The following is a 21,969-nucleotide window of genomic DNA, read 5'->3' as shown; positions in this document are numbered from 1 at the left end:
ACGGCTCTAACTCAACTCCCTAATGGCATTACTAATCCCATCTAGCGTGAGTGGGTACATGCGGTTGTCCATTAGCTGCTTTATAAAATCAATCGATTGATAATAGCGCCAGTGTTCAACAGGTTGTGGGTTGAGCCAAGCGACTTTATCAAAGTGATTGGTTATACGATTTAGCCAGGCACTGCCAGGCTCTTCATTCCAATGTTCTACGCTGCCACCGGGGTAGGCTATTTCGTAGGGCCCCATAGTGGCATCGCCAACAAAGATCACCTTGTAGTCGCTGGTGAACTTGTTAATCAAGGTCATGGTATCAATCACATTTGAGTGGCGACGTTCGTTGTCTTGCCAAACATGTTCATATAAACAGTTGTGAAAATAGTAAAACTCAAGGTGTTTAAACTCGCTGTGTGCAGCGCTAAATAACTCTTCACAGGTATGAATGTAATCATCCATTGAACCGCCGATATCAAACAGCATCAATACTTTTACTGCATTGTGGCGCTCTGGAGCCATTTTTACATCTAGCATACCGCCTTGCTTTGCCGTTGCGCGGATAGTTTCGGTTAGATCGAGTGTATCGCTGGCACCAGTGCGGGCAAATTTACGCAGTTTTTTAAGAGCAAGTTTAATGGTGCGAGAACCTATTTCACGGTCGCTATCAAGGTTTCGGTAGCTGCGTTTATCCCATACTTTCACTGCACGGCGATGTCGATTACCGTCTTGACCTATTCGCACACCTTCTGGGTTATAACCATAGGCGCCAAATGGCGAAGTGCCACCAGTACCCACCCACTTATTACCCCCAGCATGGCGCTTTTGTTGCTCTTCAAGGCGTTGCTTGAGGGTTTCCATGAGTTTATCAAGGCCGCCCATGGCTTGTAATTGCGCTTTTTCTTCTTCGCTTAAATGCTTTTCAAACTCTTTACGCAGCCAATCATCAGGCAAGGCATGTTGTTGTTTTAAGCTTTCGAGAAGATCAAGGTCAGCGACTCCACTAAAGTAATCAGCAAAGGCTTTATCAAAACGGTCAAAATGGGTTTCATCTTTAACCATGATGGTACGCGCTAAGTAATAAAACGCGTCAACGTCTGCAAAAATAACCCCTTGCTTGAGCGCATTGATCAAATCAAGTAGCTCTCGCAAACTAACTGGTAAGCGGTATTCTCGAAGCTTAAAGAAAAACGCAATTAACATCTTAACGGCGGCTCATAAAAGCAAGTTTTTCGATTAAGCTAATGTCTTGCTCGTTCTTTAATAACGCCCCAAACATCGGCATTAAGCCACCTTTTTGGCTTTTATCATGCAGTGTTTTAGCGTCTATATCTTCAGCCATCAGTAGCTTTAACCAATCAAGCAATTCGCTGGTTGATGGCTTTTTCTTAATGCCGTTTACTTCACGTAGATTAAAGAACACCTCAAGTGCTTGGCGAACTAAATCTTGTTTAACGTGAGGGTGGTGTACATCGATAATCTGTGCCATTTCTTCGCTACTTGGAAAATCAATGTAATGGAAAAAACAACGACGTAAAAAGGCATCTGGCAGCTCTTTTTCGTTATTCGACGTAATGATCACAATCGGACGTTGCTTAGCAATCACTCGCTCGCCGGTTTCATAAACATGAAACTCCATTTTATCGAGTTCTAATAGCAAGTCGTTTGGAAATTCGATATCGGCTTTGTCGATTTCATCAATCAATAGCACTGGGCGTTTATTATGTTGCTCTCCATAGGTAAAGGCTTGCCATAATTTGCCTTTTACAATGTAGTTGCTGATATCGTGCACACGCTCATCACCTAACTGACTGTCGCGCAGGCGTGATACCGCATCATATTCATAAAGGCCTTGCTGCGCTTTAGTGGTTGATTTGATGTGCCATTGAATCAGCGTGGTGTCTAAGCTTTTCGCAAGCTCTTCCGCCAGCATGGTCTTGCCTGTGCCTGGCTCACCTTTTATAAGCAGGGGTTTTTCGAGCAAGATTGCTGCGTTAACCGCTTGTTTTAATGAGTTACTGGCAATGTAGTTATCGGTTGAATTAAAAAGCACGATGTCACCTTATCTGGTCTGAGCAGTGATTAATAACGTCATGATGCCACAGTTAGACGACGTCTGAAAGGTATGCAAAACGCGGTACAGTTTTCCCCTCTACAATGACTGTTTCTGTAAACATACTGAGCGGGCGTGCCCACATACCAAATTCTCCGTATAGCGCTTGGTAAATTACCAGTGGCTCATTGCTTTCGCTATGAGTAGCAACATATTCAACTTTATATTTTGGGCCTTTGTAATGTTGGTAAATACCAGGTTTGATTGTCATGTGTTTATCTCGCATCTTGGAGTCATTTGGGTATAATTGCAGTTTGCACATTATACGCTGAAACAAACTGCCTAAACTATGAATTATATTTCGTTAGATGAATACAAAAAAGCCTGGGTTTTCCGTCATAAAGATATGCCTATAAGCAGCGAAGACGCAACGCAAATCAAACCTATGAGCGCTGAACGCGCTGCGGTTTTATGGACCACTATGGTAAGCCGTGAGCATGACCACCCGGACTTTTTTGATAAAACAGATTGGTGTGGCAAAGAAGACAGCTTTTCAGAAACCATTAACTGGGAAAATGCGTGGGAAGCTGGTGATGAGCAGTTACCAGAAGAGATCCTTAACCACTTAGCGTGGGAAGCAAACACCACTGTGTATTTTTGTATGGCTCGCGACAATATTATTGAAACCAGCTTTGCGGTTTTTAAACGTTGTTGGCAAAACTTTATGTTTTTAGCTGATGGTAGTTTGTTATTAGGTAAAAAGCGTGATGCAGTGGTGCAGTTTTTAGAAACTGGCAACGCAAAATTGGGTAAAAAAGGCGCAGTAAAGTAGCGCTCAATAAACGCTCTATGCTATAAAACAGTCAAGCATTTGTTTTATAAGAGCGCGCATTGTCTAAACCAACTTCACAGAGCGAACACTCGCAACAAGCCGAAATTTGGCAGACTGATGCCGATCGTGCTTTGTATGCGCAGTTATGCAACGCATTTTATGCTCGTGAGATCCCACGTTTGGTTGATGAACCAGATGCTGCAAGGCTAAAACGCTTATTAGCAAGCTTGCCCTACTACATAGAGCGTTTGGCTATGCGTATTGTGAGTGGTGATGCGCCATTGCAGCTAGATTCACAAAACGGTAGTTGGCTTGAAAAACAAAAAACAACGCCGCCAGTTTATAATAAAAAAGACTCAGAAGAGTTTTATAGTCACCATGCTAAGCGCGGGTTAATTGTTCCCGTGCTAATTAATGACGAACAATGTACTACGGTGCGCATAGACAGCTTAGATCAAGTAAGCGACAATAAGGTACATTGCAACGAGCTTGGTTGGTTTGATAATTCAGGTGAATCGTTAGAGCACACACATGTACACCTGTTAAAGCCTGCAAAAGCGGTGATGGCAGCTGCGTGCTGTGGCCATCAATGGCAATTTAATAAACGCACTACACCTAAGCGTTTGTCATTAAGAGAAATGCTACTTGCAAGCAATATAAATTGGCGTAATTTAAAACGCCCTTTGACTTAATTTAACCGCGAAGGAGTGTTCAATGCGGGTTTTTCAATTCGCCTTGTTATGTTTGGCTTTATTTATTCAGTATCGCTTATGGTTTGGCCATAATGGAGTGCAAGATTACACTCGTTTAAAACAGGCGGTTACCTCTCATCAAGACACTAATGCAAAATTATTAAAGCGCAACAAGGTCCTCAAAGCCGATATTCAAGATTTAAAACTCGGTCAAGAGGGAATCGAAGAGCGAGCGCGCAATGAATTAGGAATGATCAAACCTGGCGAAACCTTTATTCGTGTATTACCAGGTCAACAGCAAAATGAACACTAAGCAAATTATAACCGCCATTGTTCCCGCTGCGGGAGTAGGGAGTCGAATGCAGCATTCGGCGCCAAAACAGTATATTGAACTTGCGGGTAAGACTATTTTAGAACATACCCTGAGTAAGCTTGCCGAACTGAACGATTTACATACTATTAAAGTAGCAATCAGCGATGATGATGGTTATTTTGCTGATTTACCTCATATTGATAAGCGTATTGAACGCGTTTCAGGTGGCAAAGAGCGCGCTGATTCTGTGCTAAATGCCTTGGTATCACTTGCCGACAATCCGCCAGATTGGGTGCTTGTTCACGATGCAGCAAGACCATTAGTGTGTTTGGCTGATATTCAGCGTTTAATAACTGAATGTATAAAAGATAATGAAGGCGGTATTTTAGCGTCAAAAGTAAAAGACACCATCAAGCGCGGCCATACGCACAGTGAGCAAACGGTGCCACGTGATGATTTATGGCTGGCTTTAACCCCTCAATTTTTCCCTTATCAGGCGCTGACAGATGCGCTATCACAAGCTCTTAAAAGTGGTGTGACTATCACCGATGAGGCATCGGCAATTGAATGGGCTAAGCAGCCTGTTAAGCTGGTTGTTGGTCGTAGTGATAATATTAAAATCACCACCCCAGAAGATTTAGATTTAGCAACATTTTTACTGCAAAAACAACAAAACGAGAGTACCTCATGATTCGAATTGGCCATGGCTTTGATGTACACAAATTTGGCGGCGAAGGACCGCTGGTAATTTGTGGTGAAAAAATAGATTATCCGCAAGGTTTCTTAGCTCATTCAGACGGTGATGTAGCAATCCACGCATTATGTGATGCCATTTTAGGTGCATTAGCAATGGGTGATATTGGCAAGCATTTCCCTGATACCGCCAGCGAATACGAAAATATTGATAGCCGAATTTTGCTACGCCACGTGGTTGGTCTTGCTAAAGAGCAAGGTTACGTACTTGGCAATGCCGATGTCACGATTGTTGCTCAAGCGCCAAAAATGTTGCCGCATATTCAAGCTATGCGTGAAAACTTATGCCAAGACCTTGAAGCTGATATTTCTCAAGTAAATGTGAAGGCAACAACCACAGAAAAGTTAGGGTTTGAAGGCCGTAAAGAAGGTATCTCTAGCCACGCTGTAGTGATTATGAGCAAACAAAACGCATGAGTGAGTTAAACTACTTATACGGTAAACCCCTTTCTAAGGCTGATTTTAAAACCCACGCCGAAGACTTCATGGTTGATGAAGATTTAGGTATTGAGTTTACAGGCTCTGGTGAGCATGTTTGCTTACAGGTTGTAAAAAAAGGCGAAAATACTCAGTTTGTTGCTAAACGCATTGCCGAAAAAGCTGGCGTATCCCCACGTGATGTAAGTTATGCGGGTTTAAAAGACCGCCATGGTGTGTGTACACAATGGTTTAGTGTGCCAGTACCGATTAAAAAGCACATTGAATTTAGTGAGTTAAATAACGAGCAGTTTTTTGTTGTATCGCAACAGCGTCATAATCGTAAGCTTCGAACCGGCTGCCATAAAGGCAATCGCTTTAGCATTACTTTACGAAATGTGACTGAGCCACTGGATATTTTGTGTCGTATTAATGCGGTGCGCGCAGGGGTGCCTAATTACTTTGGTGAGCAGCGCTTTGGTCATGGTGGCCACAACCTTGAAATGGCAAAGCGAATGTTTGCTGGAGAGCGTATCCGTGATAAAAAATTGCGTGGTTTAGTTATTTCAGCTGCACGCTCTTATGTCTTTAATGAAATAGTAAGCAAGCGTGTTGCCGAGCATGGCCTTGCTAAAACAATGCACCGCGAAGTGTTTATGCTTAGCGGAAGTAATGCGTTTTTTGAAGACAATATAAGTGATGACAATATAGCGCGTTTAGCGTCTGGCGATATTATGATGTCGGCCCCTATGGTTGGTAAAGGCGAAAAGGGTTTGACCAAGACCGAAAAAATGTGGCTCGAACCTTATCAATCTTGGATAGATGGGCTAAGCGAGTTAGGCCTTAAGAACGAACGTAGAATGTTACGTCTTATTCCAGACTCATTGGCAGTTGAAACCATTGACGAAAGCACTTTAAAGTTAAGTTTTGGTTTGCCAAAAGGTTGTTTTGCTACAGCCTTGTTAAGAGAGCTGGTGGAGTATCAAGACGCTAGCCCTAAAGAACAAAAACAAAAGGATGCGTAAATGAAAATCTTACTAAGCAATGATGATGGCGTGCATGCTAAAGGGATTGCGGTTTTGTATCATGCGTTAACGCAAATTGCTGATGTGACCTTAGTGGCTCCAGATCGCAATTGTAGTGGCGCAAGTAATTCATTAACGCTAATGAATCCATTGCGTGCAACCACGCTTGATAATGGCTTTATTTCGATTAATGGCACGCCGACTGACTGTGTGCATTTAGGGGTTAATGAATTAGTTGAACAGCAGCCAGATCTAGTTGTAGCCGGTATAAACCACGGTGCAAATTTAGGTGATGATACCTTGTATTCAGGTACTGTTGCAGCTGCTACCGAAGGACGCCATCTAGGACTACCTGCTATTGCTGTTTCGTTATGCTCTAAAGAAGGAAATCATTTTGAGACTGCTGCGGCCGTTGCTGTAAGCATTATTAAAGAGTTGGCCTCGCACCCATTACCGAAAGATCAAATCATCAACTTAAACGTGCCAGATATTCCGCTAACTGAGCTAAAAGGCGTAAAGGTCACCCGTTTAGGTTCGCGCCATAAAGCTGAAACCATGACTAAACAACAAGATCCATGGGGTCGTGATATTTATTGGTATGGGACTTTAGGTGCTGAAAGTGATGCTGGTGAAGGTACTGATTTTTACGCCATTAATAATGGTTTCGCATCAGTCACACCTCTCAGTGTTGATATGACGGCGAAAGAAAGCTTACAAGCCGTTGATAGCTGGTTAGCAAATATGGAGATTAATAGTGCTGACTAATTATAATCGCAGCGCACTCGCATTAGCTGAATTATTAAAACGCGAGGGTGTAGAAGATAGCACTGTGCTTGAAGCGATTGCCTCGACACCCAGACATATTTTCATCGATGATGTTTTACAGCACAAAGCTTATCAGAATACCGCATTGCCAATTGGTCAAGGACAAACGATTTCGCAGCCCTATATTGTGGCGCGCATGACAGAATTACTTCGCTTAGCTGGGGTACGTGACAAAGTGCTTGAAATTGGTACTGGGTCCGGCTATCAAACCGCAATACTGGCAAAAACCTTTACTAAAGTGTGCTCGGTGGAGCGTATCAAAGCACTGCAATGGCAAGCAAAGCGCCGTTTACACAAGCTTGATTTATACAATGTCACCATGAAACACGGAGACGGTTGGCAGGGCTGGCAGTCACAAGCACCTTTTGAAGGAATTATTGTTACAGCTGCAGCTGCCACTATGCCGCAAGGGCTACTTGCACAACTTGCTGATGGGGGCGTTATGATTGCACCTATTGGTGAGCAAGATCAGCAATTAATGATGGTCGTTAGAAATGGCGACACATTTACAGAACATAAAGTTGCACCAGTACGATTTGTACCTTTGGTACCTGGTGATATTGAATAGGACGTTAAACTTTGAAGTTGTTTACTAAGTTATATGATATGGCGCTTATATGGGCTAAACACCGCCATGCAGAGCGCTATTTAGCAGGGATGAGCTTTGCTGAATCCGTTTTTTTTCCGGTGCCGCCGGATGTCATGCTAGCGCCTATGTCGCTAGCCCAACCAGATAAAGCGTGGCGCTTTGCCAGCTTTACCACCATAGCTTCTGTAATCGGTGGTATTTTAGGTTACTTACTTGGTTTTTGGTTATTTGAACCTGTGGTTGAACCACTCATCACACAAATGGGTTGGCAAGCTAAATTTGATACTGCATTAAGCTGGTTCGAAAACTATGGTGTATGGGTTGTTTTCTTAGCGGGCTTTTCACCTATACCTTATAAGGTTTTCACCATAGGTGCAGGCTTGATGCAAATGGCATTCTTGCCGTTTTTAATTGCCTCGACAATAGGCCGTGGTGCACGCTTCTTCTTAGTGTCGGCTTTAATGAAGTGGGGGGGTGTTAAAATGGAACAAAAATTACGTCAATATGTTGAAGCGCTTGGCTGGGGATTAGTTGTTTTAGTAGTGGTTGCGTACTTTTTACTGCGATAACCCGCAAAACCATTAAATTAGTACGATAAGGAGCATTTTACGATGAGCAGGCAGTTAACAGTCTATGTTACTTTGTTTCTTAGTATTTTGCTCTTTGGTTGTACTTCTCGCGAAGCACCGGCGCCTGTCAGTAGTTTAGATAATAAAGTTAAACCAGCCACTCGCAAAGTAAATATCTCTGGCTCAAAATATGTAGTCAAAAAGGGAGATACTTTGTACTCAATTGCCTTCAGCGCTCAGCAAGATTTTCGCACTCTTGCAAAAATAAACGATATTCCAGCACCTTATACTATCTTCCCTGGGCAGAGAGTGCTGCTTAAAAAATCGGCACAAAAACCAAAAAAGACGAAAAAATATACGAATTTGAGTAAAAAGTCTACTGTTTATACACAAAAAAATAACAAAAAATTAAAGAAAGAGCTTGATCAGCCAAAACAACGAGAGTATGTTCAGAAACAAGCCAACAAAATAATTAGTGATAAAAACAGTAATTCTAATGCAAAAGTTGTATGGAGCTGGCCTGCAAAAGGTAAAGTAACACAACGATTCTCTAATAAAGAGAATGGCTTTAAAGGATTACAAATTACTAATAAACAAGGGGCTTCTGTTTTAGCTGCTGCACATGGAACTGTGGTATACGCGGGCAACGCATTGAGGGGGTATGGTAATTTAATTATTCTGAAACATAATGATGATTACCTAAGTGCTTATGCGCACAATTCAAAGTTGCTTGTAAAGGAAAAACAGGAAGTAAAGGCGGGGCAGAAAATAGCAGAAATGGGCAGTTCAGACTCTTCGGTTACGGCTTTGAGATTTGAAATTCGTTATCGGGGTCAAGCAGTCAATCCTGCTAAGTATCTACCTTAGCCATTTAGGGTATTGATAAAGTGATTTAGCTCAATCACATATTTGCTCGGGAGGACGCTTATGGGTCACACAGCAAAACTTGAGAAAAAAACTGACACGATTGACGATAAATTTGAAGACACGGTAGTCGAAGAAGAATCTTCTGAATTATTAGAAGAAGTCGACAACGAAGATGAAATTTTTGCAAAAGAAGAAGTTGCCAAAAATCTAGATGCTACACAACTGTATCTAGGTGAGATTGGTTTTTCTCCGCTGCTAAGTGCAGAAGAAGAAGTCTATTTTGCTCGAAAAGCACTGAAAGGCTGCGAAGCCTCTCGCAAGCGAATGATCGAAAGTAATTTACGTTTAGTGGTAAAAATTGCCCGCCGCTACAACAACCGTGGCCTTGCGCTACTTGACCTTATCGAAGAAGGTAATTTAGGCCTTATCAGAGCCGTTGAGAAATTTGACCCTGAACGAGGATTCCGTTTTTCAACTTACGCTACTTGGTGGATACGTCAAACCATTGAACGTGCCATCATGAACCAAACACGTACGATCCGATTACCTATTCATGTGGTAAAAGAGCTTAATGTTTATTTAAGAACTGCCCGTGAATTGACGCAAAAACTTGATCATGAACCAACCGCAGAAGAAATTGCAGAGTGCTTAGATAAGCCGGTTGAAGATGTTACTAAGATGCTGCGTTTAAATGAAAAAATCACCTCTGTAGACACACCTATTGGTGGTGAAAATGACAAAGCGCTATTAGATATAATCGCCGATGAAAAAGACTATGGTCCTGAGGGCGAAGTACAAAACAACGACATTAATAAACACATTGTTGATTGGCTTGGGGAATTAAATCCAAAACAACGTGAAGTACTTGCTCGTCGTTTTGGTTTGCTAGGCTACGAGCCATCAACACTTGAAGATGTTGGTCGTGAAATTGGTTTAACACGTGAACGAGTTAGACAAATTCAAGTGGAAGCATTACGTCGCTTAAAAGATATTTTGCAACACGAAGGCTTAAGCACAGACAGCCTATTCGATCAATTCACCTAATTTGACAACAATGTATACCTGATCAAGGGTATTAGGCCTTTGGGTCTAGAACACACAAAAAAGCTGACGTAATGTCAGCTTTTTTTATATCAACTTTATACCTACAGTAAATCTTTTAATTGATACAGTAGTTGGTGAGCTTGCCTTGGCGTTAAGCTATCTGGGTCAAGCTGTTCTAAGGTTAATTCAAGCTCGGAAGGTTCATCATCAAAACTTAATGTTTGTTGTTGCTGCTCAATTGGGGCTGTAACAGGTTGGTGATTTTCGAGCATTTTAAGTTTCTGTTTTGCTTGTTGGATTACCGCCTTTGGCACACCTGCTAGGGCCGCAACTTGTAAGCCAAAGCTCTTGCTTGCAGCGCCTTCAAGAACGGTATGCATAAAGGCAATTGTGTCGTTATGCTCAATGGCATCTAGGTGCACATTCACCAGTCCTGTTTTTTGCTCGGCGAGTTCTGTCAACTCAAAATAATGGGTCGCAAATAAGGTTTTGGCGGCAATTTTTGATGCTAAATAGTCAGCTGTTGCATAGGCAAGCGATAACCCATCATAGGTTGAGGTGCCGCGACCAATTTCATCCATCAGCACCAGTGATTGTGCTGTAGCATTATTTAAAATCGTTGCAGTTTCTGTCATTTCAACCATGAAGGTTGAGCGCCCTGATGCTAAGTCATCACTTGCGCCAATACGCGTAAAGATACGGTCAATATTACCGATTTCTGCACTATCAGCAGGAACGTAACAGCCAATGTGGGCCATCAGAACAATAAGCGCAGTTTGACGCATGTAGGTTGATTTACCACCCATATTTGGACCTGTGATAATCAACATTTTACGGTCGTTATTAAGCTCTACTGGATTGGCAATAAACGGGTCTTTCATAACCTGCTCTACCACCGGGTGGCGACCTTGTTTAATACTGATGTTATCGTTATCGCACAGTATTGGCTTAGCATAATTAAGCGCCTGCGCTCGTTCTGCTAAATTGTTCAGTACATCTAAGTCTGCCAGTACTGCTGCCATTGTTTGTAGCTGCTCAATGTGCGGAGCAATAAGCTCAAATAATTGCTCATATAGCTGTTTTTCAAGCGCGAGGGCTTTTGATTGGCTACCAAGTACTTTATCTTCGTGCTCTTTAAGCTCAGGGATGATATAGCGCTCATTATTTTTTAGCGTTTGGCGGCGAATATAATCCGCAGGAACTAAATGTGAATTAGCGCGGCTTACTTCAATAAAAAAGCCGTGGACCTTGTTATAGCCAATTTTTAAGGTGCTAATGCCTGTACGCTCACGCTCACGTTCTTCAAGCTTTTCAAGAATATCGGTTGCACCTTGGCTTAGCGCACGCCACTCATCAAGTTCGCTGTTATAACCTGGTGCAATTACACCGCCATCACGGATAAGCACCGGTGGGGTTTCGATTACAGCACGTTCTAGTAAATCTTGTAGCTCAGGTAACTGTTGCGACTTTGCAATAATTTGGCTAATACGCGGATCGTTAGCATCCATAAGTAATTCGTGTAGTGGCGCTAGAGCCTGCAGTGCACTTCGAAGGCGCGTTAAATCACGCGGCCTTGCTGTGCAAAGCGCTAAACGTGCAATAACACGTTCAATATCGCCAATTTGCTTTAACGATTCTTGTAGCTCACCACATAATTGAGCATCGATAATTGCGCTGATAGCGTTTAGTCGCGAATTGAGCTCTGTTTTGCTGCGCACTGGGGTATGAATACGGCGTTTTAATAAGCGAGAACCCATTGCAGTCGCTGTTTTATCAAGTACTTGTGCAAGTGTATTCTCGTAACCACCCGATAAATTAACTGTTAGTTCAAGGTTTTTACGGGTCGCTGCATCTAAGATCACCGCGTGTTCATTTTGCTCAAGGGTAATAGCACGAATATGCGGTAAGGCAATGCGCTGAGTATCTTTTACGTATTGCATTAAGCAGCCTGCAGCAACTAAAGCCGCGTGTGCTTTTTCTACACCAAAACCTACTAAATCTTTGGTGCCAAATTGGTCGCATAGTAAATGCTGAGCAGTATCTAAATCAAACTCCCATTCTGGGCGGCGACGCGCCCCTTTGATATGCTCAATTAGGTGAACATTTGCAAATGTTTCACTATAAAGCAGTTCAGCAGGGGCTAAACGCTGTAATGTTGAACTAAACGCTTCATCCGTATTAACTTCTAATACATTGAATCGGCCAGAGTTAATATCTAAATAAGCAATACCATAAGCGCCTTGTTTATTTTGCCAAACACTGGTTAGCAGGTTGTCTTGGCGTTCTTGTAACAGCGCTTCGTCAGAAATCGTGCCCGGCGTAACAATACGTACTACTTTACGTTCAACTGGGCCTTTGCTGGTAGCAGGATCACCAACTTGTTCACAAATAGCCACTGATTCACCCATTTGTACAAGGCGAGCTAAGTAGTTTTCGACTGCGTGATAGGGTACGCCTGCCATTGGTATTGGATCACCACCGGCTTTACCACGATGTGTTTGAGAAATATCAAGAAGTTGTGCTGCACGCTTGGCATCATCAAAGAAAAGTTCGTAAAAGTCGCCCATACGATAAAACAATAAAATGTCCCGATGCTCGGCTTTTATTTTTAGATACTGCTGCATCATAGGGGTTTGTTGTTTTATAGTGTGCGGTGCATAAAGATCAAACGACATGTATTTACCCAAAGGCTGAATATGAAATTACATCAAGAGATTAAAACACTTGCTGCGAAATTAGGATCTATTTTAACGGATAAACGCTTATGGATCACTACCGCAGAATCATGCACCGGTGGTGGCGTTAGTTATGCCTTAACTGATACCCCTGGTAGTTCTAACTATATTGATCGAGCGTTTGTCACTTATAGTAATCAAGCAAAACAAGAGCTAATTGGCGTAAATGAGCAAACTTTAAACAGTTTCGGTGCAGTTAGTGAACAAACAGTTGTTGAAATGGCATCGGGTGCTGCTAAAGCTGCAAACGCAGATATCGCAATAGCTATTTCTGGTATTGCAGGCCCCGGTGGTGGAACACTGGATAAGCCTGTGGGCTTAGTATGGTTTTGTATTCATTTTTCAGGTAAAAACTACCCAAGCCAGCAGGTTTTTTCTGGCGATAGAGCTGAAGTTAGGCTGCAAGCTATTGTTTATTCACTAAAAAGTATAATTGAACTGATAAAATCTGAAAATTAGCTTGATACTGTGATTTCATACAGTATACTGTCTGCATTAGCCGGATTTGGAGAACAGAATGAACGATAACAAACAAAAAGCCTTAGACGCTGCTTTATCACAAATTGAGCGTCAATTTGGTAAAGGCTCAATTATGAAACTGGGCGACAACAAAGCCCTAGATATTGAAGCAATCTCAACAGGTTCACTGGGTATCGATATCGCATTAGGTATTGGTGGTTTACCTACGGGTCGTATTGTTGAAGTGTATGGTCCTGAATCATCAGGTAAAACAACGCTTACTTTACAAGTTATCGCTGAAGCTCAAAAGCAAGGTAAAACCTGTGCATTCGTAGATGCTGAGCACGCTCTAGATCCTGTATACGCACAAAAATTGGGTGTAAACATCGATGACTTACTTGTTTCTCAGCCAGATACTGGTGAGCAAGCATTAGAAATCTGTGACATGTTAGTTCGTTCAAGTGCTGTTGATGTTGTGATTGTTGACTCGGTAGCAGCTTTAACACCTAAAGCTGAAATCGAAGGCGACATGGGTGACTCACATATGGGTCTTCAAGCTCGCTTAATGTCACAAGCATTACGTAAGCTTACAGGTAACATCAAGCGTTCAAACACGCTATGTATTTTCATCAACCAAATCCGTATGAAAATTGGTGTTATGTTTGGTAACCCTGAAACAACAACGGGTGGTAACGCACTTAAGTTCTACGCTTCAGTACGTATCGATATTCGTCGTATTGGTTCAGTGAAAGAAGGCGATGAGGTTGTAGGTAATGAAACCCGCGTTAAAGTAGTTAAGAATAAGGTTGCTCCGCCGTTTAAACAAGCTGAGTTCATCATTATGTATGGTGAAGGTATTTCTAAACAAGGCGAGTTAATAGACCTAGGTGTTAAGCATAAGATTGTTGAAAAATCAGGTGCTTGGTATAGCTACAATGGCAACAAAGTTGGTCAAGGTAAAGCAAACTCAATTAAGTTCTTAAAAGACAACCCTGAGATCGCAGATGAGATCGAAGGTAAGTTACGTGAGATGCTATTACTTCAAGCAACTGTGCAACCTGAAGATGGTGAAGATGCAGGCCTAATAGCTGAAGACGAGCTATAAGTACCGCTAAAAAAGTACAATTAAGCGTGATTTGACCCGCACTTAACACAAAAAGACCGCTACATTGTTAGCGGTTTTTTTATGGTTGCTTGTAGCAGCGATTTTATATCGCGTTTAATCACTTTCTCCTTTCTAACTTTACTCTTGTAACTCTTTCATGAAAAGCCGCATATGATGCGGCTTTTAATGTACTTAAAGCTTAAAACTTGTCGCTTTATAAAATTATAGCTGCCAGTTGAAAGACACTGAGTAGTTACGCGGTGCACCGTAATAGCCTTGCGCCCAGAAAAGACTGTGGATGTACTTTTCGTTGGTCACGTTATTAACGTTCAAGTTAACACTCATATTGTCGTTAATATCGTACGTTGCCATTAGGTTTAATAGGCCGTACGCATCTTGCGTTGTGGTGATAAGTGCAGCATTCGTAGCCGCATCACGCACTTGTACGCGCTTTGTATCGTCTTGCCAGCGATAGTTTAGGCCAAAGGTTAAACCATCAACTTCAGGCACTTTATGAGTTACAGCAAGTTTGAATTGGTTTTCAGGTGTGTAGTCTTTGACTAACTCATCACCATCAATGTTTAGGTTGCTGTAGCTAAAGCTTGCACTTAGTGTTTCGTTGATTTGACCACTAAGTTCTACTTCAATACCATCGCTGTTAATACCATCTGCGCCATAGTAGCGAGTGTCATCAGGTAATGAATCAGGGATAGCAACAGCAAGGCCAACTTGTTTAGCGTCAAAGTAAGCAACTGTTACAAATAAGTCGTCATCAAGTAGCTGAGCTTTTACACCTATTTCGCTGCTTTTACCTGTGATTGGATCTAAGTAATCGCCATTGATGTCACGCTCTGTTTGCGGTACGAAGGTTTCTGTGTAGCTTGCATAAGTTGAGAAGCTTTCGTTGATATCATACACAGCACCGAAGTAAGGCACAGTTTGGTCGCTATCTTTGTCTTTTGCAACGCCGTAAGAGGCACCTTCAGTTTCCCAATTTACTTGGCTCACACCTGCTAAAATGCTGAATGCGTCAGTGGCACGAATGCGTGTTGAAATATATGCAGAGCGTTGACGGCTAGTGATATCAGCACCTGTTAAACCATCAGTAAGTGTTGGTACTGGCGCAACACCATCCCAACCACCTAGCTCAGGCATTGCAGGGAAACCATTGCCTGTAGTGTAGTCATACAATGATTTATCTTTGTTATCCATATCTGCTTGGTTTACACCAAACGACAGATCATGTTCCATACCAAATAAATCAAATTTACCTGTTGCGTAGATATCTAAAATGTCGTGCTTATCTTTGTGGTCATATTCACTGGCATAACCCGTTAAGCCAAGACCTGTTTCTCTGTCTGGTGTGCCGTAAACATAGAAAAGCTCCGAGTCTTGCTCATTTTCTAAGTGCGCGTAGCTTGCTTTTAAGAACCAAGTATTGGTGATTGCTTGCTCAATTGATAAGAACAGCTGCTCAGTTGTATTATTCCAATAAGACCAATCAGACGCTGTGCTGGTTGAAGCATCAAAGTTTGTAGCTGAACCATCGCTGTAATAAAGCGGTAAGGCTCCCCACAGTGGGCTGTCGGCATCTTTCTTTTGATTTACATAGTTTGCAGTTACTACTGTGCTATCAGTTAGCTGGCCTTCGTAGGCTAGGTAGTAAATTGTTTTATCTTGCTCGTAACGGTCAAGGTATGACTCGGTTTTATGCTTAGTGAATACTGCACGTACAGCGTGGTTTTCGTTGATAGCTGTAGAGGCGTCAAGCTCTAAACGTTTGTTGTCCCAAGAGCCATAGGATACAGACGCATTGACTTGTGTTTGGTAAGTAGGGCGCTTTAGAACCATGTTCACAGTTGCCGATGGGTTACCAGCACCTGTCATTAAACCATTGGCACCACGGACAATTTCAACACTATCGAAAATAGAAGTATCAAGAGTACCTTGGATTGAACCGTTGTCTTGTGGCATACCCATGCCATTAACTTGGAAGTTGGTGATCTCAAAACCGCGGGCTTTAAAATAAGTACGGTCAGTTTCGATTTGCTCAACAGTCACACCTGGCGTACTTTCTAACACTGCATTGATGTTATCAAGTGAGAAGTCATCCATTAAAGCACGTGAAACAACAGAGATTGACTGCGGTGTTTCTTTAATTGTTAGCCCTAATTTGGTTGCCGACTGTGCTTCTTCAGTGATGTAGTTTTTATGATGCTGGCCATAAACGGCAATTTTTTCAATTGCTTGTTCTTCTTTTTGTTGTTCTGCAAAAGCGTGGCCACTTAAAAGTGCTGAGGTCACAAGGCTTAATTGAGATAAGCGCAAAAATTTTGTTGATGACATGCAAAGTTCCAATTAGTTCAATGAATAGTGAAATTAATGCGTAATTTAATCTAAATGAAAATAATTTGCAATTAGGGTTTTTGTTTTAGTGAATAATTGTTTGTAAAAAAGTTTAAAGGGCATAGAAATATAGAAAGGAGATATAAAAAAAGCGGCCGAAGCCGCTTCAGGAAGTAAAACGAGTTTAAATCTTAAAACACATATTTTGCAGAGAATTGCAGACGATCCATATCGCCGTCTGCACCGCTTTCTAACTCACGCTCAGCATGTTTAAATTCAACACCAAATGTAAGCTTTTTAACAGGCGAATATAAAAGGTTGGCACTATAGCTTTGGCTCATTTCTGTAGGATCGCCAGTCACAGCAAGTAAATCTGTGTTGTTATCTGCTGAGAAGAATGAGTAAAGGAAAGTTGAGCGCCATTGGCTGTTCCAGTGTTGTTGGTAGGCAATAAAGCCTGATGTTGAATCAATTGCATCTAGATCATCACCGTCAAGAACAGCACCATTAGCTACATTTAGACCAATGTAGCGGCCTAAACCTGAACCCTGAGTAAGCATAAATTTAAGGTTATTTTGGCCAAAATTAACTTTACCTGAGGCACTGATACCAAACGATGATGTATCAGCATCAATACCATTTTGTTTATAAGTTAACTGGCGAGCAAGACCGGTAAATACTAATTCACCCCAATCAGCTTTATGTGCGTAACGTGCTGTAAAGTCTGGCATTGATGCATCATCGGTAGCTACGCGTGCTCCGCCAACAGTGACTGTACTCTCTGGGTTTTCGATAGAGAATGACCAATTACCTGTGGTGTAGCGTGCCTGTGCTTGACGGACGAACACAGTACCTTCAGCAGGACCAACGAAGTCGAGCGTTTCAGGTAATGCGCCTACGTTTTGGAAGTTTGACCAAGCTTGACCAAATAACCAACCATCATAAGTCACAAATGCTTGACGAATACGAGGCGCGTAAGAGTTACTAACACGTTCATTACCGCCTGGCGCTGAAGCAATAAAGTCGATTTCAATTTTAGTTTTAATGGTTTTACCATCGTCTAACTTTGTTGCTGTGCCTAGGTTAAAGCGAGATTGGCGTGCATGCATGTCAAACACAGCATCGCTGTCGCTGTCTGCGCCTACCGGTGTTGTACCCGGTACGTAAAAGTCACGGCCAATACTGCCGCCAGCTGGTACGCCTGCAGAGTAATCACTCCACATGGCATCAAGTTTTACATAGCCACCATAAGAAACGTCAGTGTTGCCAATGGTTGCGGCGTTAGCGGTACCTGCAAGTGCACATAAAACAGCTGAAGCTGTGAGTGTTTTTAATGCGGTTACTTTTGTTGTTGTCATAATGTGTATTCCTGTCGAAGCTACTTGTTGATTGCATTAATGTTGTTGTATCACTGTTGTTTAAGAAATGACTTCTCTCAATTATCTATTGGTCTATTAGACTAAGGTGGAATGGGTCGTTAAATCGCATCCAACCTAACATTGGACTAGATTATAGAAGGCAATTTCGAAGTTTTTTGTTAAATGGCAAGATATACAACTAAGGTCTAATACTTTCAGGGGCTTTGCTGAGTGATCCTTGAAGCAGGCCGTAGGCAAGTAATTAAAATGGAGACGACAACAATGTCAGAAAGTATCTATCCAGTACCAGCGCATATCAAGAATGCAGCACTAGTTGATAACGATAAATATAATACACTGTACAAGCAATCTATTGATGACCCTGAAGGATTTTGGCGAGAGCACGGTAAACGTCTTGATTGGTCAACTCCTTATAATAAAGTAAAGAACACCTCATTCGACAAAGGCCACATCAGCATTCGCTGGTATGAAGACGGCCAACTTAACGCATCTTATAACTGTATTGACCGCCACCTTGCCACTAAAGCCGATAAAACAGCCCTCATTTGGGAAGGCGACAACCCTGAACACAACGAAAATATTAGCTACCAACAGCTTCATGACGAAGTAGCTAAACTAGCCAATGGCCTTAAAAAATTAGGCGTATCAAAAGGTGACCGTGTCGCTATTTACATGCCAATGACACCACAGGCTATTTACGCTATGCAAGCTTGTGCACGTATTGGTGCGATTCACTCTGTGGTATTTGGTGGTTTCTCTCCATCAGCGATTGCTGACCGAATTAATGATTCAGGCGCTAAAGTGGTAATTACTTCAGACGAAGGTCGTCGTGCTGGCAATTGCGTACCACTTAAGGCAAATGTTGATGAAGCGGTATCACAAGATTCAGTTACCACGGTTGAGCACGTTATTGTGCATCAGTTAACCGGTGGTGAAGTTGAGTGGAATAGCCATGATATTTGGTGGCATGAACTTGTCGCTGACTTACCTGCTGAGTGTGAACCAGAGCCAATGAATGCAGAAGATCCGCTTTTCATTCTTTATACCTCAGGCTCAACGGGTCAACCAAAAGGTGTAGTTCATACAACCGGGGGTTATCTCGTTTATGCATCGATGACACATGAATACGTGTTTGATCTAAAAGAAGATGATATTTTCTGGTGTAGTGCTGATGTGGGCTGGATCACAGGTCACAGCTACATTGCTTATGGCCCATTAGTGAATGGCTGCACGCAAGTGGTATTTGAAGGTGTACCAACCTACCCAACAGCGGGCCGTATGGGTGAAGTGATTGATAAGCACAACGTGACTATCCTATATACAGCACCAACGGCTATTCGTGCTCTAATGGCAAAAGGTGATGAACCAACAGCTACCTCAACACGCAAAAGCTTGCGCGTAATGGGGTCAGTGGGTGAGCCAATTAACCCAGAAGCTTGGGCGTGGTATTACGAGCATATTGGTAACGAAAATTGCCCAATCGTAGATACTTGGTGGCAAACAGAGACTGGTGGCATCATGATCACACCATTACCAGGTGCGACAGATATGAAACCAGGCTCAGCAACACGTCCGTTCTTTGGTATTGCCCCTGCACTATTTGATGCTGAAGGGAATACACTAGAAGGCGCGGTTGACGGCAACCTTGTTATTTTAGATAGCTGGCCATCACAAGCACGTACAGTTTATGGCGACCATGAACGCTTTGAACAAACCTATTTCTCAGCATACCCAGGCGTGTACTTCACAGGTGATGGTTGTCGTCGTGATGAAGATGGCTACTACTGGATCACAGGCCGTGTAGATGACGTACTTAACGTATCAGGTCACCGCCTAGGTACTGCAGAAATCGAAAGTGCATTGGTTGCTCACGAAGCAGTAGCAGAAGCTGCAGTAGTCGGTTACCCGCATGATATTAAAGGTCAGGGCATCTATGTTTACATCACACCAAATGAAGGTGTTGTAGTGAGCGATGAACTAACGAAAGAGGTACGTAACTGGGTTCGTAAAGAATTAAGCCCAATCGCTTCACCAGATATGATCCAATGGTCTCCGGGTCTACCAAAAACACGTTCTGGTAAGATCATGCGTCGAATTTTACGTAAAATTGCGGCAAACGAGCACCAACAGCTTGGTGATACGTCTACACTAGCCGATCCAAGTGTTGTTGATGAGCTAATCGAAAACCGATTAAATCGTTAAAATCGCGTTAAAAACTTGATTAGAAGTTGATTCTAAACGTAGTATATCGGCTGTCACTTAGAAATAGGTGTCAGCCGAATTTATTAGGAGTGAACCATGAGTCAGTTTTTAATAGCGGACGATCATCCGTTATTTCGTGAAGCGCTGAAAGGGGCATTGAGTGCTAAGTTCGCTGATTTAGAAGTGTTTGAATCGGAAAACTTTGAGACCACTTTGCAGGTGCTAAGCGAACAAGAAGATCTTGATATCTTACTACTAGACCTTCACATGCCAGGCAATGGCGATTTATACGGCCTTATTCGCATTCGCGAAGACTATCCAAGCTTACCAATAGCTGTTGTTTCTGGCAGCGAAGACATCAATGTAGTTTCTAAAGTAATGGGGTATGGTGCGATGGGATTTATTCCTAAGTCATCTTCATCAGATGATATTGCATTGGCAATCAACCACATTCTTGAAGGCGATGTTTGGCTTCCACTTGAACTTAAAGACAAAGTGGCTGCTGTTGATGGCGAAGACAAAGAAATTGCAGCGCAAGTGGCCTCACTTACGCCACAACAATATAAGGTTTTACAATACTTACATGAAGGCTTGTTAAACAAACAAATTGCTTACGAATTACATATTTCTGAAGCAACAGTTAAAGCACACATTACAGCAATTTTTAGAAAGCTAGGTGTGTATAATCGTACTCAAGCGGTATTAATTGCTTCTAAATTACAATTAGAGCCTATTGAGTCGGCATAAAAACTACTGATAACAAAAATAATAAAGAGGCCATACAGCCTCTTCATTTTATAGCTTAAGCGAACACCACTGTTCGATTACCATTAATAAACAGTTTATGCTCAGATGCTAGTTGCAGTGCTTTACAGAACACCGTTTTCTCTACATCTTTACCCATTTTTGCCATCATCTCTGCGGTATCAGCATGACTGACATGCGTCACATCTTGTAAAATAATAGGCCCTTCATCAAGCTCATTATTAACAAAGTGAGCGGTCGCACCGATAATTTTCACGCCGCGTTCAAATGCTTGATGGTAAGGCTTTGCACCAATAAAGGCGGGTAAAAATGAATGGTGGATATTAATAATTTTACCTTCAAAGCGCGCCACAAATTCGGGGCTTAAAATACGCATATATTTAGCTAGGCCAATAATATCTGGCTGATAGCTGGCAATTAAATCACCTACTTGTTGATCATGCTCTGCACGGCTTAAACCTTCGTGCGACACCACATGAAATGGTACGCCAAAGCCTGCAGCTAGCGGAGCTAAATCTGCATAGTTGGCAATCACAGCCAGTACTTCGATATTTAATGCTTTTTCGAATTGCTTAAGTAATACACCGCCTAAACAATGGGCTTCTTTGGTGGCAAGCAATACTACTTTGGTTTTTTCGTTGCTATGCAGGGCAAGCTCTGCGCCATCAGGCAGTAGCTCAGCAAGGCTTGGTAAAAAATCATCTGAAATAACGCCGCTTAACTCTGTACGCATAAAAAAGCGTTTAGCGTCTTTATCTACAAATTCGTTATTACGTGTAATGTTTAAATTATGCTGATGACAAAGACCGGTGATCTTGGCAATTAGACCAACATCATCATCGCATTGTGTGGTTAAAATCGTGTTCATAGTCCTCATTCTAATCCCGTTTGTGTGAGCCTCATTATTTGCTAATTTTTTAGCGCTGCATAGCGCAAATTGAACTATCTAATAATTTATCTTATTTGATTGCTTAGGCGCCTAAAATGTAACCATTATTTACTTTTTGT

At 42.2% G+C, this 21,969-nt stretch carries 22 protein-coding genes; 15 read left to right on the top strand and 7 right to left on the bottom strand.

The features are described from left to right. Positions 1–6: 6 nt before the first annotated feature. Genes QUE86_RS04435 through QUE86_RS04425 form a run of 3 tightly spaced genes read right to left on the bottom strand, consistent with a single transcriptional unit; the run spans position 7 to position 2,315 of the window. Positions 7–1,194, bottom strand: a complete 1,188-nt coding sequence (locus QUE86_RS04435) for a vWA domain-containing protein (RefSeq protein ID WP_054551134.1) — start codon at positions 1,192–1,194, stop codon at positions 7–9. A 1-nt stretch (position 1,195) separates the two neighbouring features. Further along, a complete protein-coding gene (locus QUE86_RS04430; RefSeq protein WP_063703233.1) occupies positions 1,196–2,044 on the bottom strand; it encodes an AAA family ATPase in 849 nt (282 codons plus the stop codon). Between the two features lie 52 nt (positions 2,045–2,096). Continuing rightward, on the bottom strand, positions 2,097–2,315 hold the full coding sequence (locus QUE86_RS04425) for a DUF1653 domain-containing protein (RefSeq protein ID WP_167658573.1): 219 nt from the start codon (positions 2,313–2,315) through the stop codon (positions 2,097–2,099). Between the two features lie 78 nt (positions 2,316–2,393). Between QUE86_RS04425 and QUE86_RS04420 the strand changes: the two genes are divergently transcribed. Genes QUE86_RS04420 through rpoS form a run of 11 tightly spaced genes read left to right on the top strand, consistent with a single transcriptional unit; the run spans position 2,394 to position 9,970 of the window. Next, positions 2,394–2,876, top strand: coding sequence for a DUF2947 domain-containing protein (locus QUE86_RS04420; protein WP_286259455.1), 483 nt, complete (start codon positions 2,394–2,396; stop codon positions 2,874–2,876). A 59-nt stretch (positions 2,877–2,935) separates the two neighbouring features. Continuing rightward, a complete protein-coding gene (locus QUE86_RS04415) occupies positions 2,936–3,568 on the top strand; it encodes a hypothetical protein (RefSeq protein ID WP_130050695.1) in 633 nt (210 codons plus the stop codon). A 22-nt stretch (positions 3,569–3,590) separates the two neighbouring features. Further along, positions 3,591–3,881 (top strand): cell division protein FtsB, encoded by a 291-nt coding sequence (gene ftsB / locus QUE86_RS04410; protein WP_167658562.1) that lies wholly within the window; start codon positions 3,591–3,593, stop codon positions 3,879–3,881. Then, a complete protein-coding gene (gene ispD / locus QUE86_RS04405) occupies positions 3,871–4,572 on the top strand; it encodes a 2-C-methyl-D-erythritol 4-phosphate cytidylyltransferase (protein ID WP_178927361.1) in 702 nt (233 codons plus the stop codon). Before ftsB ends, ispD begins: the two co-directional genes overlap by 11 nt. Then, positions 4,569–5,051: a 2-C-methyl-D-erythritol 2,4-cyclodiphosphate synthase gene (gene ispF / locus QUE86_RS04400; RefSeq protein WP_130050698.1), complete on the top strand. Its 483-nt coding sequence runs from the start codon at positions 4,569–4,571 to the stop codon at positions 5,049–5,051. The genes ispD and ispF overlap by 4 nt, the downstream gene beginning before the upstream one ends. Next, positions 5,048–6,076, top strand: a complete 1,029-nt coding sequence (gene truD, locus QUE86_RS04395; RefSeq protein WP_167658563.1) for a tRNA pseudouridine(13) synthase TruD — start codon at positions 5,048–5,050, stop codon at positions 6,074–6,076. The genes ispF and truD overlap by 4 nt, the downstream gene beginning before the upstream one ends. Further along, entirely contained in the window at positions 6,077–6,841 is a 765-nt protein-coding gene (gene surE, locus QUE86_RS04390; protein ID WP_130050700.1) for a 5'/3'-nucleotidase SurE, read from the top strand. It abuts the gene before it with no gap. Further along, a complete protein-coding gene (locus tag QUE86_RS04385) occupies positions 6,831–7,469 on the top strand; it encodes a protein-L-isoaspartate(D-aspartate) O-methyltransferase (RefSeq protein WP_054551144.1) in 639 nt (212 codons plus the stop codon). The genes surE and QUE86_RS04385 overlap by 11 nt, the downstream gene beginning before the upstream one ends. Before the next feature lie 11 nt (positions 7,470–7,480). Then, on the top strand, positions 7,481–8,059 hold the full coding sequence (locus tag QUE86_RS04380; RefSeq protein WP_130050701.1) for a YqaA family protein: 579 nt from the start codon (positions 7,481–7,483) through the stop codon (positions 8,057–8,059). A gap of 42 nt (positions 8,060–8,101) precedes the next feature. Then, positions 8,102–8,926 carry a peptidoglycan DD-metalloendopeptidase family protein gene (locus QUE86_RS04375; RefSeq protein ID WP_130050702.1) on the top strand — a complete coding sequence of 275 codons (825 nt, stop codon included), beginning with the start codon at positions 8,102–8,104 and terminating at the stop codon, positions 8,924–8,926. 60 nt (positions 8,927–8,986) lie between these two features. After that, positions 8,987–9,970 carry an RNA polymerase sigma factor RpoS gene (rpoS, locus tag QUE86_RS04370; protein ID WP_130050703.1) on the top strand — a complete coding sequence of 328 codons (984 nt, stop codon included), beginning with the start codon at positions 8,987–8,989 and terminating at the stop codon, positions 9,968–9,970. 101 nt (positions 9,971–10,071) lie between these two features. Here the strand turns inward: rpoS and mutS are convergent, their stop codons facing one another. Beyond that, positions 10,072–12,645, bottom strand: coding sequence for a DNA mismatch repair protein MutS (mutS, locus tag QUE86_RS04365; RefSeq protein ID WP_286259437.1), 2,574 nt, complete (start codon positions 12,643–12,645; stop codon positions 10,072–10,074). A 21-nt stretch (positions 12,646–12,666) separates the two neighbouring features. Here mutS and QUE86_RS04360 point away from each other — a divergent pair, with 21 nt between their 5' ends. Together QUE86_RS04360 and recA are read left to right on the top strand one after the other, a co-directional pair. Further along, the gene (locus QUE86_RS04360; protein WP_130050705.1) at positions 12,667–13,164 is read left to right on the top strand and encodes a nicotinamide-nucleotide amidohydrolase family protein; all 498 of its coding nucleotides are present in this window, start codon (positions 12,667–12,669) and stop codon (positions 13,162–13,164) included. Positions 13,165–13,222: 58 nt separating this feature from the next. Further along, positions 13,223–14,269 (top strand): recombinase RecA, encoded by a 1,047-nt coding sequence (gene recA / locus QUE86_RS04355; RefSeq protein ID WP_130050706.1) that lies wholly within the window; start codon positions 13,223–13,225, stop codon positions 14,267–14,269. 222 nt (positions 14,270–14,491) lie between these two features. On the opposite strand, the gene QUE86_RS04350 is transcribed toward recA, so the two are convergent. Both QUE86_RS04350 and QUE86_RS04345 read right to left on the bottom strand, forming a co-directional pair. Further along, positions 14,492–16,615 (bottom strand): TonB-dependent siderophore receptor, encoded by a 2,124-nt coding sequence (locus QUE86_RS04350; protein WP_286259433.1) that lies wholly within the window; start codon positions 16,613–16,615, stop codon positions 14,492–14,494. Positions 16,616–16,806: 191 nt separating this feature from the next. Then, positions 16,807–17,973, bottom strand: a complete 1,167-nt coding sequence (locus QUE86_RS04345; RefSeq protein ID WP_130050708.1) for a DcaP family trimeric outer membrane transporter — start codon at positions 17,971–17,973, stop codon at positions 16,807–16,809. A gap of 282 nt (positions 17,974–18,255) precedes the next feature. Here QUE86_RS04345 and acs point away from each other — a divergent pair, with 282 nt between their 5' ends. Together acs and QUE86_RS04335 are read left to right on the top strand one after the other, a co-directional pair. Then, on the top strand, positions 18,256–20,196 hold the full coding sequence (gene acs, locus QUE86_RS04340) for an acetate--CoA ligase (RefSeq protein WP_130050709.1): 1,941 nt from the start codon (positions 18,256–18,258) through the stop codon (positions 20,194–20,196). A gap of 96 nt (positions 20,197–20,292) precedes the next feature. After that, entirely contained in the window at positions 20,293–20,943 is a 651-nt protein-coding gene (locus tag QUE86_RS04335) for a response regulator transcription factor (RefSeq protein WP_130050710.1), read from the top strand. Between the two features lie 55 nt (positions 20,944–20,998). On the opposite strand, the gene purU is transcribed toward QUE86_RS04335, so the two are convergent. Further along, positions 20,999–21,829, bottom strand: coding sequence for a formyltetrahydrofolate deformylase (gene purU / locus QUE86_RS04330; protein ID WP_130050711.1), 831 nt, complete (start codon positions 21,827–21,829; stop codon positions 20,999–21,001). Between the last annotated feature and the right edge of the window lie 140 nt (positions 21,830–21,969).

This window comes from Pseudoalteromonas apostichopi (genome assembly GCF_030297135.1).
In the GTDB taxonomy this organism is placed as follows: domain Bacteria; phylum Pseudomonadota; class Gammaproteobacteria; order Enterobacterales; family Alteromonadaceae; genus Pseudoalteromonas; species Pseudoalteromonas apostichopi.
The sequence above is the reverse complement of the archived record's forward strand: the minus strand, read 5'-3'. Positions and strand labels throughout refer to the sequence as shown.

Coding starts and splice junctions, on each gene's coding strand:
- QUE86_RS04375 (WP_130050702.1), top strand. CDS start 8,102: ATGAGCAGGCAGTTAACAGTCTATGTTACTTTGTTTCTTAGTATTTTG.
- QUE86_RS04345 (WP_130050708.1), bottom strand. CDS start 17,973: ATGACAACAACAAAAGTAACCGCATTAAAAACACTCACAGCTTCAGCT.
- ftsB (WP_167658562.1), top strand. CDS start 3,591: ATGCGGGTTTTTCAATTCGCCTTGTTATGTTTGGCTTTATTTATTCAG.
- rpoS (WP_130050703.1), top strand. CDS start 8,987: ATGGGTCACACAGCAAAACTTGAGAAAAAAACTGACACGATTGACGAT.
- recA (WP_130050706.1), top strand. CDS start 13,223: ATGAACGATAACAAACAAAAAGCCTTAGACGCTGCTTTATCACAAATT.
- mutS (WP_286259437.1), bottom strand. CDS start 12,645: ATGTCGTTTGATCTTTATGCACCGCACACTATAAAACAACAAACCCCT.
- surE (WP_130050700.1), top strand. CDS start 6,077: ATGAAAATCTTACTAAGCAATGATGATGGCGTGCATGCTAAAGGGATT.
- QUE86_RS04420 (WP_286259455.1), top strand. CDS start 2,394: ATGAATTATATTTCGTTAGATGAATACAAAAAAGCCTGGGTTTTCCGT.
- acs (WP_130050709.1), top strand. CDS start 18,256: ATGTCAGAAAGTATCTATCCAGTACCAGCGCATATCAAGAATGCAGCA.
- QUE86_RS04435 (WP_054551134.1), bottom strand. CDS start 1,194: ATGTTAATTGCGTTTTTCTTTAAGCTTCGAGAATACCGCTTACCAGTT.
- ispD (WP_178927361.1), top strand. CDS start 3,871: ATGAACACTAAGCAAATTATAACCGCCATTGTTCCCGCTGCGGGAGTA.
- ispF (WP_130050698.1), top strand. CDS start 4,569: ATGATTCGAATTGGCCATGGCTTTGATGTACACAAATTTGGCGGCGAA.
- QUE86_RS04425 (WP_167658573.1), bottom strand. CDS start 2,315: ATGACAATCAAACCTGGTATTTACCAACATTACAAAGGCCCAAAATAT.
- QUE86_RS04360 (WP_130050705.1), top strand. CDS start 12,667: ATGAAATTACATCAAGAGATTAAAACACTTGCTGCGAAATTAGGATCT.
- purU (WP_130050711.1), bottom strand. CDS start 21,829: ATGAACACGATTTTAACCACACAATGCGATGATGATGTTGGTCTAATT.
- QUE86_RS04335 (WP_130050710.1), top strand. CDS start 20,293: ATGAGTCAGTTTTTAATAGCGGACGATCATCCGTTATTTCGTGAAGCG.
- QUE86_RS04350 (WP_286259433.1), bottom strand. CDS start 16,615: ATGTCATCAACAAAATTTTTGCGCTTATCTCAATTAAGCCTTGTGACC.
- truD (WP_167658563.1), top strand. CDS start 5,048: ATGAGTGAGTTAAACTACTTATACGGTAAACCCCTTTCTAAGGCTGAT.